Below are 13,169 nucleotides of genomic sequence, written 5' to 3' on the forward strand. Positions count from 1 at the left end.
GCGACGCGGTACGACAGGTGCCCCAGAGTATTCCTCTCAGCAATCGCTCTCGCCGCTTTGGTCATCTATTGGTTATGAGTCCTGAGCCTAGTTTAATCGCGCTGAAAAAAGGGTTCAGCTAAGCGCTTCTTGCGAAAGCTGTTTTGGTGTTGGGGCAGGCCACGCCCGGGCCGATGCTTTTCAATATTGAGCGAGAGTATGCGTCCGAAGTGACCGCATGGTTGTCGCTCAGGACACGCTTTTCGGTAAAAGGTGAACAACCTGACAAAGCCAATGGAACCTATTCGTGTAGCTTTCCAACACTGTTTCTCGTCACGATGGAGTGTTCCAGAAACACTGAGCCGATCGGATGTTCGTTATTCTCCAGAAGTTCCAATAACATCTCCATCGCGCGTTGCCCTATAAGGTTTCGCGCCTGGTGTACGGTCGTCAGTTCAGGTTGAAAAATTCGGGAAAACGGTATGTCGTCAAAGCCCATCACAGATATCTGGTCGGGCACGGTATATCCATGTTGCTGAAGGCCCCGGATCATCCCCATAGCGGATTCATCGTTGGCGCAGAAAACGGCGGTGGATCGCGGATATTGGATGATCAACTGATCTGCCGCTTGCTCACCATATTCATAGGTGAAGCCACCGGGGATGGTGTGGATGTGGTCTGTCAGGCCGGCGTCTTCCATCGCCTGAACATAACCCGCGCACCGGTCATTGGTCAGCGGATTGCCTTCGGGTCCGGTGACATGCGCAATTCTTCTGTGCCCCTGAGCTAGCAGATATTGCGTGGCATCGAACGCCGCTTTCCGGTTGTCAGTCCCAACATGAGCATAGCTTGCATCATCCAGTCGTTCTGAGATCGAGACGACTGGAGTACCCTCTGGAAGCATCCCATCCGGAGGCGCGGCTCCGTTCAGAATCAAAGCACCATCCGCGCGTCCATTGCGCAGATTTTCGAGGATATTCGCATACCGCGCGTCGTCCCCGTTGGTGTTGCCGATTAAGATCGTCAGATTGGCGCGGGTCGCAACTTCTTCGATGCCTGACAGGATCTTGGAAAAGAAGGGGTTGGAAATATCCGGCAGGATGACCAGCACCGTACCCGACCGATTTCGCCGCAGCATCTGCGCAGCAGTGTTGACACTGTACCCAGTTTCCGAGACAGCCGTGAACACAGCGTCGCGTGTTTTTTTGGAAACGATATCAGGCGATTGCAACGCCCGGCTTACTGTGGCGGTAGAGACACCGGCCACCCGCGCAACGTCCCGAACCGTGGGTCTCTTATTCGAGTTTCTTGTCATGCTGACGATTTATAGCAGCGAAAAACGAAGAATGTAATGGTTTACATAATAAATGAAATCGATTACATAGATTCGCACCGTGGCATCTTCTGAGCTCTGGGGAGGGGACATGAAGCTGGGTGTGAACCTGCTGTGCGTCGGTGGGCTGATCGACAAGGCGCGGCTGGAGTTTTGCCAGCTCGCTGCCGAAGCAGGGTATGACGGTGTTGAAATTCCAGTCCTTGAAGGTTCCGCCGATCACTATGCATGGCTGGGGGCTGAGCTGGATGCGCTGGGGCTGGAACGGACCTGCACAGCGATTGTCCCTGATCCCAACGCAGACCCGACCAGTGCCGACCCAGATATCCGGGCGGGCGGTGTTGCTCATCTGGACTGGATACTGGACTGCGCGACAGCACTGGGTGCCGAAACCATCGGCGGGCCCTTTCATGCGCCGATCGGGCATTTCACCGGCAGCGGGCCAACCGCTGACGAATGGCAGCGCGGTGCCGAAGCGCATCACCGAATGGCTGAAAAAGCGGCTGAGCGGGGGATGCGACTGGCGCTGGAGCCTCTCAACCGGTTTGAAACCCATTTTCTGAATACGGCCGAACAGGCAGCGCGGTATTGTGACTTGGTCGAGCATCCCGCGTTCGGGATCATGTACGACACGTTCCATGCACATATCGAAGAAAAGGATCAGGCGCAGGCGATTGCAGCGCTCTCTGGCCGGATCAACGTTCTGCATATCTCGGAAAATGACCGCGGCACGCCTGGGACTGGGCAGATCGACTTTGGCACGATCTTTACGGAGGTGAAGAAAACCGGGTTCGATGGCTGGGTGGTGATGGAGGCCTTTGGTGCAGGTGTCCCGGAACTCGCTGCGGCCACCCGCATCTGGCGCCCGATGTTCGAAGACCACCCGCAGCTGTTTCACGATAGTGCTGCGTTCATTCGTAAGGGCTGGGCGGAGGCATGAGCAGTGATGTCATCTTTGAGATGAAGGGGATCACCAAGGTATTTCCGGGGGTCAAAGCGCTGGACGCTGTCAGTTTTTCGGCGCGCCCTGGCGAGGTCCATGCCCTGGTCGGAGAAAATGGCGCAGGCAAATCCACGCTGATGAAGGTACTGTCCGGCGTGTATCAGGCAGAAGAAGGCGACATCTTTCTGCGCGGCCAGAAGGTGCGGTTTCAGCACCCGCTGGAATCCCTCGCTCAAGGTGTGAGCGTAATCTATCAGGAGTTCTCGTTACTGCCGGACCGGACCGTGGCCGAGAATATCTTTCTGGGCCGGGAGCCCACGCGCAGTTGGGGCCTGTTGGATATCGACAGGATGCGGAGCGAAACGCAGGAGGTGCTGGCGCTGTTTGGGGATCGCCATCGCTTTGGCCCGGACACCCTGGTCAGCGATCTGGACGTTGCGCAGCAGCAAATGGTCGAGATTGCCAAGGCGCTGTCGCTCAACGCACAGGTGATCGTCATGGACGAGCCGACGGCAGCGTTGAACGATACCGAATGTGATTTGTTGTTCCAACTGATTGACGATCTGCGCGGGCAGGGGCGGTCGATTGTCTATATCACCCACCGCATGCGCGAAATTCGCCGTCTGGCCGATCGCGTCACCGTCATCAAGGATGGCAAGGTCGCGGCCGCATTCGATCATGTGCCGGAAACCGGTCAGATAGTCGAAGCCATGGTCGGGCGTGACATTGGGCATTTCTACCCAGAACCCGCGACGCCGGATGAGGTTGGCGAGGCCGTGCTGAATGTGCGCGGGGGCGGCAATGACCGCCTGTTCGACATTGATCTGGACTTGCGCGCGGGTCAGATCACCGGGTTTGCGGGCGTTCAGGGTGCAGGCCGTACGGCGCTGGCCTTGGCCCTGTTTGGCGTGGAACCGTTCGAAACCGGCGCGGTGACGGTTGAGGGGAAACCGGTCCGGCTGACCAATCCGCGCAGCGCCGCCAAGGCCGGGATCGCCATGCTGCCCGGCGACCGCAAGGCTGAGGGGCTGATGCTGATGCAATCGGTCCGTGACAACGGCATGATCTCGGCGCGGGCGTTTTCCGAGGCTCTGGGCGCGCCGAACAAGTCGCCGATTGCGACTCTTGATCAGATGGATGCGCTGTTTGATGCGTTTGATTTACGTGCGGCGAATTACGAGGTCGAAATTCAGTCTCTGTCCGGCGGCAACCAGCAAAAGGCTATCGTTGCACGTTGGCTGTCGCTGGCCCCGAAGATTCTGATCTTTGTCGAACCCACCCGTGGCATCGACGTCAACACAAAGGCCGGGATCTACGCCCAGATGCGCAAGCTGGCGCAAGAGGGGGCGGCAGTCATGGCGATCTCGTCTGATTTGCCCGAAGTTCTTGGCATTTCGGACCGGGTTCTGGTGATGAGCGACGGCAAGATCGTGGCCGAGTTCGGATATGGCGCCAGCGAGGCCGAGGTCATGCATGCCGCGACCGAGGCGCATCTGGGACTGGAAGCCTCATGAAGATCGGCAAACCCCGGAACCTGGCAGCTCTTGCGCCGTTTCTGCTGCTGCTGGTGGCGGTGGCGATCTACGTCATTGTCGCGGTGGCGACAGGGCAGACGCAATATCTGACTGCCGAAAACCTTCTGGGCCTGCTGGGGCGCTCCATCGCGCTGGGGATTACCGCGATTGGGCAGACCTTTGCCATTCTGATCGCCTCGATCGATCTGAGCGTGGCGAACCTGATCTCGGTGTCTGCGGTGTTGGCCTCGTCCATCATGTCGGGCGATCCGTCGATGATGCTGCCGGCGATTGCCGCCGTCCTGGCGGTGGGCGTTGTGGTTGGCCTGATCAATGGGCTGGTTATCACTCAGTTCGAGGTCAACCCGCTGATCGCCACCCTCGGTATGGCGTTGATCCTGCAGGGGCTGTTGAGTGCTACGTTCAACAATTTTGCCGGGGAAGTTCCGGAAGAGTTTCAGGTCTTCGCCTATGGGCAGGTCGGGGGCGTCTCGATCAGCCTGATCTTTCTGATCGCCCTGGCGGTGGCCGCCTGGGTGTTCTTGCGCTTCACTCGCGTAGGATCAAACATCTATTCGGTTGGTGGCAATCCGGATGCGGCCAAATTGGCCGGTATGCGCACCGCGCGTGTGGTCATCATGGCTCATGTGATCTGCTCGGTGTGCGCCACCATAGCGGGGCTGTATCTAGCCAGCCGCCTACGCTCGGGCGCGCCGTGGATCGGGCGAGACGGGGTCTATGATCTGGAATCCATCGCTGTGGTTGTCATCGGCGGCACCGCCTTGTCCGGCGGGCGTGGGGGTGTCTGGGGTACTCTGATGGGGGTGATGATCTTCTCGCTGATCGACTCGATCTTCAACATCGCGGGCGTCGATGCCTTTGCCAAACAGATCCTGCGCGGGGTTATCATCGTAGCCGCCGTTGCCGTCTATGCCGTGCGCAGCCGGAGGATCGAGGCATGATGGCGCGGCTGAAGCAGATGAACCCTGTCTTTCTGGTGCTGGCGCTGTTGTTTGTGGCGATAGCGATCCTGTCGCCGTATTTCCTGCAGCCGACGGGGTACATGAATTTCCTCAAACGTGCGGCGCCGATTGCGATCCTGGCGGTGGGGCAGTTGTACGTCATCAACTCGGGCGGGTTTGATCTGTCGGCAGGGGCATTGGTGACGCTGACGGTGATCGGCAGTTCGATCCTGCTGGACGGGGATGCCAGCGCGACATGGTGGGTGATCCTTGTCATGCTGGGGTTGGGCGTGATCGTGGGCACGGTGAACGCACTGGTGGTGTCGTGGCTCAAGGTGCCGTCGATCATCGCCACGCTGGGGATGATGATCACGCTCAGCGGTGTGGCCCTGACATGGTCGGGAGGTGCTCCGCGTGGGTATCTGCCAGAGAACTTTCGGTTCTTCGGCCGCTACCTGATCAAGGATCTACCGCTGATCAAAATCCTGCCCGTCGCGGTGATCGTGATGGTCGTAGTCTGCGTTGCCATGTGGTGGCTGATGCACCGCACCAATTATGGCAAGCGCTTGATTGCGATGGGCGACAATCCGAAGGCCGCATTGCTGGCCGGAATCCCACTCACGGAAACGCGGATTGTCGCCTTTATTATGTCCTCGATTTCGGCCGTCATGGCCGGGATCTTGCTGGGCGGCTTCGCGGGCGTATCCACAGATGTGGGCGTCGGGTTGGAGCTTCAGGCGATCACCGCCGCCGTCATCGGCGGCGCACAATTGCTGGGCGGGCGCGGCACCGTAGGGGCCACTATTGCGGGGGCGCTGGTGTTGCAGGCGATGTTCACGCTGCTCAACATCCTGGGCTTTCCCAAACCCATTCGCGACGTGGTGCAGGGATTGATTTTGATCTCGGCGGTGGTGATCGCCGGATACCGACGACGCCGATCCGGGGGATAGGCGCCCGAAACTATTCAGAGGAGGAAACAAGAATGATCAACAAATTCACGGCAACAGCCCTGACTACGCTAGCGTTGGCCTTGCCCGCCCAAGCGCAGAACTTCGACGACCCGGCCGAGTTTGCAAAACAAAAAGACATGCTGGGCGCAACCGCCAATGGTGATGCCGCAACCCCATGGTTGCAACACTATGGCGATGTGATGGCCGATACCTCGGGCTTCAAGAAGGACGGCCCGCATACGATCTGTTTTTCGAACGCAGGCGTGAACAACCCATGGCGCGTGGTCGGCTGGAATACCATGCTGGCCGAGGTCGAACAGCATGACAGCATCGCCGAGTTCGTTGTGACCGATGCCGAAGGCTCGGACGACAAGCAGATCGCCGATATCGAGGATCTGCTGGCCGGTGGCACTTGTGACGCCCTGATCGTGTCCCCCAACACGACCGCAGCCCTGACCCCCGCTGTGGAAAAAGCCTGCGAACAGCTGCCCGTGATCGTGTTCGACCGAGGTGTGAACACCGATTGCCCGGTCACGTTCATCAAACCGGTTGGCGGATATGGCTTTGGCATCCAGTCTGGTGAATTCATCGCCGCCAACGCGCCCGAAGGCTCGGACGTGCTGATGCTGCGCATCCTGCCCGGTGTGGACGTTCTGGAAACCCGGTACTCCGCTGCGAAACGCATTCTGGAAGAGGCCGGTCTGAACATCGTCGGTGCGGAATTCACCGATGGCGACCGCGCCAAGACTAAGGCGATTGTCGAGGACTACATCCAGCGCGGCACCCAGTTGGGCGCGGTCTGGATGGACGCGGGCGCAACTTCGGTCGCGGCGATTGAAGCCTTCGAGGATATGGGTCTGGACGTGCCGATTGTGACCGGCGAAGACCAGCAGGATTTCCTGCAGAAATGGCAAGAGATCGGCTTGAACACCATCGCGCCGACCTACCCGACCTATCAGTGGCGCACGCCTATTCTGGCGGCTCTGAAAATTCTGGATGGCGAAGCGATCCCCGGACCTGAATGGAACCTGCCGCAGCCGGCAATCACCAACGACAATCTGGCCGATTTCGTGAACCCGTCGATGCCGCCGCTGCACTATGCAGCTTGTGGCTGTGAAGGCATGCCGGGCTACCCTGAACGCTGGGGCGGTAAGTAATTGCCAGAACCCGTCAGGCCCCGGTCGGGGCCTGACATACAGGATATTCATGGGAGGCTGATATGCCGGGTGCGATCAAAGGACCGGGGTTGTTTTTGGCACAGTTTGCGGATGACGCGGCTCCGTTCAATTCGTTGGGGTCGATTTCGGAATGGGCAGCGGGTCTGGGGTACAAGGCGGTACAGATCCCGAGTTTCGACCGGCGGCTGTTCGATCTGGACAAGGCCGCCGATAGCCAGACCTATTGCGATGAGATTGTCGGCACCTGCCGCGATGCGGGCGTTGAGGTCAGTGAGCTGTCGACCCATCTGCAGGGCCAGCTTGTTGCCGTCCATCCCGCCTATGACCAGTCTTTCGATGCCTTTGCCCCCGAGACCGTGCACGGCAACCCGCAGGCGCGACAGGATTGGGCCGTCGATCAGGTCAAAAAGGCCGCCATCGCCGCGCGGCGCATGGGGCTGGATACCACGGTCAGCTTCACCGGATCGCTGGCCTTTCCCTATCTCTATCCGTGGCCACAACGGCCTCAGGGCCTGATCGAAGAAGCTTTCGCCGAGCTTGCCCGACGTTGGCGTCCGATTTTCAACGCGTATGCGGAGCAGGGCGTGGCTATTGGCTTCGAAATCCACCCCGGCGAGGATGTGTTCGACGGAGCGACCTTTGAGATGTTTCTCGATGCCGTTGGCGGGCACGAGGCCTGCCGCATCAACTACGACCCTTCGCATTTCTTGCTACAGCAGATGGACTACCTAGAGTTCATCGACCTCTATCACGAGCGCATTTGCGCCTTTCACGTCAAGGATGCCGAGTTCAACTCGACCGGTCGCCAAGGCGTCTATTCTGGCTATCAAGGCTGGACCAACCGGGCAGGGCGGTTCCGCAGCCTTGGCGACGGGCAGGTGGATTTCGGTGCGATTTTCTCGAAGCTGACGCAGTATGGCTATGACAGCTGGGCGGTGTTGGAATGGGAATGCTGCCTGAAATCCCCCGAACAGGGTGCAGCCGAGGGCGCGCCCTTCATCGCGCGCCATATCATTGAAACCACAGATAAGGCCTTTGACGATTTCGCGGGCGGCGAAGTGGATCAGGCAATGATCCGATCCATGCTGGGGCTGGACCAGTGATGCCTTTGAAACTGGGCATGGTTGGTGGCGGGCAGGGCGCATTCATCGGAGGTGTGCATCGTATCGCCGCCCGGCTGGACGGGCAGTGGCAACTGGTTGCGGGGGCGTTGTCGTCGGACCCGAAGCGGGCCGAAGCCTCGGCCAAAGAACTGGGGATCGAACGGTCCTATTCCGACTTCCGCCAGATGGCACAGGCCGAGGCCGCACACGCGGACGGCATCGACGCGGTGGCCATCGTGACCCCGAACCACATGCATGCGGACCCGGCGATTGCGTTTCTTGAAGCTGGGATTCATGTAATCTGCGACAAGCCACTGGCGGCCACGGTCGGGGACGCCGCGCGGATCAAGGCCGCGGTGGAAGCTTCGCCTGCGCATTTCATCCTGACTCATAATTATACTGGCTATCCCATGATCCGGCAGGCGCGTGACATGGTGCGCTCAGGTGATCTGGGCAAGCTGCGGCTGGTACAGGTGGAATACGCGCAGGACTGGCTGACCGAACCCGCCGCGTCCGATAACAAACAGGCCGATTGGCGAACCGACCCGGAGCGGTCTGGGGCCGGAGCCATCGGTGATATCGGCACCCACGCGTTCAATTTGGCGCATTTTGTGACCGGCGAAGTCCCCTCGCACCTTGCCGCCGACCTGTCCAGCATGGTTCCGGGGCGACGAGTGGATGACAACGCCCACATCCTGTTGCGCTATGCCAGCGGCGCGCGCGGTATGCTATGGGCCAGCCAGGTGGCAGTGGGGAATGAAAACGGTCTGCGTTTACGTGTATATGGCGAATGCGGCGGCATTGAATGGACGCAAGAACATCCAAATCACATGACGTTCACGCGATTTGGGCACCCAAGTCAGACTATGACGCGTGGCTCTGCAGCTACGTCCCAAGCATCGAGGGCAGCCACACGCGTACCCCCAGGACACCCTGAAGGCTATCTGGAGGGGTTTGCGACTTTGTATGCGGATGCCGCGGCCCTGATCCGGGGGGATCAGGGGGCGCAAAATCTGTTGCCAGGTTTGAACGATGGACTGCTGGGTATGGCCTTCGTTGCCAGCGCCTTGAAATCTTCAAAACATGACGGGAGATGGATCGATATCCAATGAAAGAACCAATCTCCCACAGTTTCGGGGCTTGGCGTATCGAAGTGGTGCGATAGGAAAGATGCGCATGAATATTATGATGCCGCTGTCGTCAGTATTATTAGAGCCGCAATCGGGCTAAGCCGATGCAAGTGTATGCTGCAGGGGGAATAGGTTTTCTTGAATCTGAATTTCGCTTCGGATTCGTTCCTGTGACTGTTGAATGGCCTGATTGTCGCGATGCGCTCGGAGCAAACGAATCTAGCTTCTGACTGGGTGAGCAGGGTTTTGCGAAGCCACCACAAACGGTATCGCCAAATTTGGGCTTTGACAGGCTGCTAGCTGTGGGGTGTAGTTGTAGCGAAGCGTCATGCTGAATTTATCCGACCTGCACCGCATCGAGGGTTAAGTGACCGATGCTGTAGCATGAACAAATGCTTGGTTTCCATGTTCAGTGACCTGTTGGGTCACTTAGTCCAATGCGCATACTTCCTTTTCGATCAAAGTAATAACAGACGCGATGCGCGCAAATTTGTTCCTGCCACGCCTGAACGCCAGCCAAAGGTCATGGTGATGCTTGAAGGGTAAATCCACGATAGAGACATCACCCCGCCTTGCAAATGCATCGACACCCGATCTGGGTAGTATCGCGAATCCCAGCCCTTCCGCGACAGGGGTAAGGATCTGCCCTATCTGGTTGACGGACGTTCGCGTTTTTAGGTGATCTGAGCCCAGATAATCCTTGGCAAAATTTCGTCCGAGAAGCTCATCTGCATATTCGTGCCCGTCGGGGTGTGCAACAAATCCCAGTTTGTTCAAGTCGGCTAGGTCAATCGCTTGAGATTGCATAGAGCGCGGAACGAGCAAGCAAAGCTCCTCACGCATGATCATCTTCGCTTCAAGCTGCGGGTGATGGGGTTGGCCCGCTAGGATACCCAGATCCAGATCTCCGCGAATAAGACTGCGTATCATGTTGCCCTGCGGTGCAGCAGTCAGGTGGAGCGCAAGATCAGGGGACGATCGCAAACGTTCCAGAAGATGTGGATAGAGCCACATGGCAAAGCTGCCAGAGCATCCGATCCTGACCTCGCCAATGTCTGGGTCATCGCGCTGCATCATTTCCTTGAGATCACATTCCTGTTGGCGGCGGGCCAGCCCTACTTTGAAGAGGGCCTCTCCAGCAGGGGTTGGCGTGAATGATTTCCCATCTTGCACGATCAAGGGTTTGCCGACTTGCGCCTCCAATTTGCGAAGATGTTGCGACACGCCGGGTTGCGTCATCCCCAGCGCTTCAGCCGACTTTGTGAAATGGCCAATCTCACAAAGCGTCGTAAAGGTGTTCAGCCACGTTGCATTCAGCATGATAATAACGCCCCATTATATAAAGTATACATATTGATAATTTAACTAAATGTCACCATCGGCGTATCTACACGGTAACGCGAATGAAAGGGTACGCTACGACACCGACACCACGCACGTTCTCTGACATTGGCCTGTCTGTACCGAATCTGGACAAAGCCGTTGCATTCTACCGCGATGTTCTAGGGTTCTACGTGATCATGGAGCCGACCCAGATCACGTAAGACGCCAGTGACATCGGGCAAATGTGCAGTGATGTCTTTGGTGAAGGTTGGGGGAAAATCCGCATCGCGCACCTCGCGACGGCCGACCGTGTCGGGTTTGAGCTGTTTGAGTTTGAAGGCCATCATGCTCCGGGCAACAACTTGGATTACCGGCAACACGGAACGTTCCACTTCGCCATTCAGAATCCGAATCTCGAAGACCTGCTAGCCAAGATTGTTGCCGCGGGCGGCAAACAACGTATGCCAGTCAGAGAATATTTCCCCGATGAAAAGCCTTATCGCATGGTCTACGTCGAGGACCCATTCGGGATCGTATTCGAGCTATACAGTCACAGCTATGAACTGACCTACTCGGGAGGTGCCTACACTTAGTCCAATGTATTCCACCTGCGAAACCGGACCTTCGGCAAATAACTTGGAAGGTTCGGTTCGTTCCGCAGTGCGTGAGTTTGAAAACCTCTGTATATGGTTGTGTCACAAACCTTAGGTTCAGATTGACTAGGTGGCCTGTTCTGGCATTCTTTCCCGCAATATTGCTTGGACAGGTCTTAGTATTGCCTCCTTGAAAGGCTGACACTTCTCCAAGGATGTGGTTTTCTAGGCCGCTTGCTTTTACCGTCGGTACACGGTGTCCTATCGCGCCGTCGGCAAAGCAGGGAACACCCTTGATTTCATATTGTCTTAGCGCAGGAATGGTCCGGCAGCCACCAAGTTTTTCGCCAACGCCCTGTCCACAAATGGAATTCCAGACAAGATCGTGATCGATAAAAGTGGAGCCAACGCGCCAGGCATTCAGGAAGTAAACAAGAGTGTGTGGCGGTTTGGCTATCCGGCTAAAGTGCAGGTAGTTAGGTCGAAGTTCTTGAATAATACGATTGGACAGGATCATCGGTTCATAAAGCGGCGTGTCCGGCACATGTGTGGGCTCAAATCGTTCAGATACGCTTCGGCCACATTGGATGCCATTAAAGTCGCCAATATGATCCGGAAACAGCAATTCAGAAGCGCTACGACCTCGGGCTATCGGATGTTTCCGAGACCGAAGGATAATCGCGTCCAGCATGATGCTGGCTCTGGTTACCACAGTGTTTTGCGACATAATCGTATCGAGACAATCCGCACCATCAAACGCGACCACGTCTGTCGCAAGCAACGCGGCATCACTGGCGAGCTTAAGTCATTGCTCAGCTGTTCGAAAACGCTGCATGATCCAGTGTGAAATTCGGCGTAGAAGCAGCCCTTCAAAGTTAATGCGACAGTCCTTTCTACACCTATACTCTATGGAGTGTTGGTGCCATTCATCCATCTTGGTTGCCACTGGGAGAAGTCAAAATGAACCCGAGAAACTTTGTTCCAAAGGGTGCGGCCAGCTATCGCATAGACTTCGATGGGTCGGCCAAGGAAATATATTTCCTGCTGTTGCCTAAGCTGACCATGCTTGCCTTTAGCGCTGCAGTGGAACCTTTACGGATCGCCAATCAGGTCACGAACAAAGAACTGTATAAATGGTTTCTGATCACAGAAGACGGAAATCCGGTTTCTTGTTCGAATGGAATTGAGATTACGCCGGATTTTGCCTTGTGTAACCTACCGCGATCCTCGCGGCTGTTTGTCTGCTCGGGTATTGAACCGGCAGAAAGCACCAACCCCAATGTGCTGTCATGGATTCGCCGCCAGAAGGCCTATGGTTGTAACTTGGGTGGTATCTGTACTGGAGCTTTTGCCCTTGCGAAGGCCGGAGTTTTGTCAGGGAAAAGATTCACTTTGCATTGGGAAAACCGCCCTGCTTTTGTCGAACACTTTCATGATTTGGAACCGTCGGCAAACCTGTATGAGATCGATAACGAGCTTATGACATGCGGTGGTGGCAACGCTGCAATTGACATGATGTTGGACATAATCGAATCCGATTTTGGAAACGACCTCGCGGTCATCGTTTCAGACATGTGCATACACTTTCGGTCCAACAACAGCAAAACGCTTCAGAAATCAGCTTTCTCGGTGGCGTTGGGCAGCCGCAACCAATACCTGATCAATGCGATGCAGATCATGCATGAAAATCTGGAAGACCCGCTGGATATCTCTGAAATAGCAGAGGCCGTACAGATATCTCGTCGTCAGTTAGAGCGCCTTTTCCAAAAATACGTCGAAACTTCACCAGTGCAGTTTTACATCGAGTTACGCGTTGAACGGGCTTACGCATTGCTCAGCGAAACCGAGATGCCCGTATCTGAGATCGCAGCCGCTACGGGCTTTGGAAGCGCCACCCAGCTGACGGTGCGGTTCAAGAAGCGTTATGGTGAAGCGCCGACTTCGTTCAGAAGAGGCTGGTCTGAAAGGCGGAGATAATTTGCGATTGGCTTGTGTCAGAAATCGCAACCTCCATGCTGTTAAACATCACGATGAGACCCCGCGTGGCGCAAGCAGCAGAACATGGCGTATAAAACTACGCCTTTGAAGCGGCGCCTTTCAAAGAAGCCATACTGAGACCTGTCCAAGAATTATTTGCGCTAAACAAATGCCAGATCGGGCT

General features: G+C 56.7%; 10 protein-coding genes and 2 pseudogenes. 10 read left to right on the forward strand and 2 right to left on the reverse strand.

Annotation, left to right across the window (positions count from 1 at the left end):
* Positions 1-280: 280 nt before the first annotated feature.
* Positions 281-1,294 (reverse strand): LacI family DNA-binding transcriptional regulator, encoded by a 1,014-nt coding sequence (locus ACR0IV_RS12380; protein ID WP_480659000.1) that lies wholly within the window; start codon positions 1,292-1,294, stop codon positions 281-283.
* Positions 1,295-1,403: 109 nt separating this feature from the next.
* Between ACR0IV_RS12380 and ACR0IV_RS12385 the strand changes: the two genes are divergently transcribed.
* The 7 genes from ACR0IV_RS12385 to ACR0IV_RS12415 all read left to right on the forward strand — a co-directional run bounded on the left by ACR0IV_RS12385 (position 1,404) and on the right by ACR0IV_RS12415 (position 9,074).
* On the forward strand, positions 1,404-2,252 hold the full coding sequence (locus ACR0IV_RS12385; protein WP_480658998.1) for a sugar phosphate isomerase/epimerase family protein: 849 nt from the start codon (positions 1,404-1,406) through the stop codon (positions 2,250-2,252).
* A complete protein-coding gene (locus ACR0IV_RS12390) occupies positions 2,249-3,769 on the forward strand; it encodes a sugar ABC transporter ATP-binding protein (RefSeq protein WP_480658997.1) in 1,521 nt (506 codons plus the stop codon). The genes ACR0IV_RS12385 and ACR0IV_RS12390 overlap by 4 nt, the downstream gene beginning before the upstream one ends.
* The gene (locus ACR0IV_RS12395; RefSeq protein WP_480658995.1) at positions 3,766-4,731 is read left to right on the forward strand and encodes an ABC transporter permease; all 966 of its coding nucleotides are present in this window, start codon (positions 3,766-3,768) and stop codon (positions 4,729-4,731) included. Before ACR0IV_RS12390 ends, ACR0IV_RS12395 begins: the two co-directional genes overlap by 4 nt.
* Positions 4,728-5,681 (forward strand): ABC transporter permease, encoded by a 954-nt coding sequence (locus ACR0IV_RS12400; RefSeq protein ID WP_480658994.1) that lies wholly within the window; start codon positions 4,728-4,730, stop codon positions 5,679-5,681. The genes ACR0IV_RS12395 and ACR0IV_RS12400 overlap by 4 nt, the downstream gene beginning before the upstream one ends.
* Before the next feature lie 32 nt (positions 5,682-5,713).
* Positions 5,714-6,838 (forward strand): substrate-binding domain-containing protein, encoded by a 1,125-nt coding sequence (locus ACR0IV_RS12405; protein WP_480658993.1) that lies wholly within the window; start codon positions 5,714-5,716, stop codon positions 6,836-6,838.
* 62 nt (positions 6,839-6,900) lie between these two features.
* Positions 6,901-7,962, forward strand: a complete 1,062-nt coding sequence (locus ACR0IV_RS12410) for a sugar phosphate isomerase/epimerase family protein (RefSeq protein WP_480658992.1) — start codon at positions 6,901-6,903, stop codon at positions 7,960-7,962.
* Positions 7,962-9,074, forward strand: a complete 1,113-nt coding sequence (locus ACR0IV_RS12415) for a Gfo/Idh/MocA family protein (RefSeq protein WP_480658990.1) — start codon at positions 7,962-7,964, stop codon at positions 9,072-9,074. Before ACR0IV_RS12410 ends, ACR0IV_RS12415 begins: the two co-directional genes overlap by 1 nt.
* 447 nt (positions 9,075-9,521) lie before the next feature.
* Here ACR0IV_RS12415 and ACR0IV_RS12420 read toward each other — a convergent pair whose 3' ends face one another.
* Positions 9,522-10,412, reverse strand: coding sequence for a LysR family transcriptional regulator (locus ACR0IV_RS12420; protein ID WP_480658989.1), 891 nt, complete (start codon positions 10,410-10,412; stop codon positions 9,522-9,524).
* A gap of 83 nt (positions 10,413-10,495) precedes the next feature.
* Here ACR0IV_RS12420 and ACR0IV_RS12425 point away from each other — a divergent pair.
* The 3 genes and pseudogenes from ACR0IV_RS12425 to ACR0IV_RS12435 all read left to right on the forward strand — a co-directional run bounded on the left by ACR0IV_RS12425 (position 10,496) and on the right by ACR0IV_RS12435 (position 12,985).
* A pseudogene (locus ACR0IV_RS12425) lies at positions 10,496-11,008 on the forward strand (lactoylglutathione lyase family protein).
* Between the two features lie 262 nt (positions 11,009-11,270).
* A pseudogene (locus ACR0IV_RS12430) lies at positions 11,271-11,639 on the forward strand (DDE-type integrase/transposase/recombinase); the annotation flags it as partial.
* Between the two features lie 329 nt (positions 11,640-11,968).
* Complete coding sequence (locus tag ACR0IV_RS12435; protein WP_480658987.1) at positions 11,969-12,985, forward strand: GlxA family transcriptional regulator; 1,017 nt, start codon at positions 11,969-11,971, stop codon at positions 12,983-12,985.
* The last annotated feature ends 184 nt before the right edge of the window (positions 12,986-13,169 follow it).

Source organism: Ruegeria sp. C2 (genome assembly GCF_056537765.1).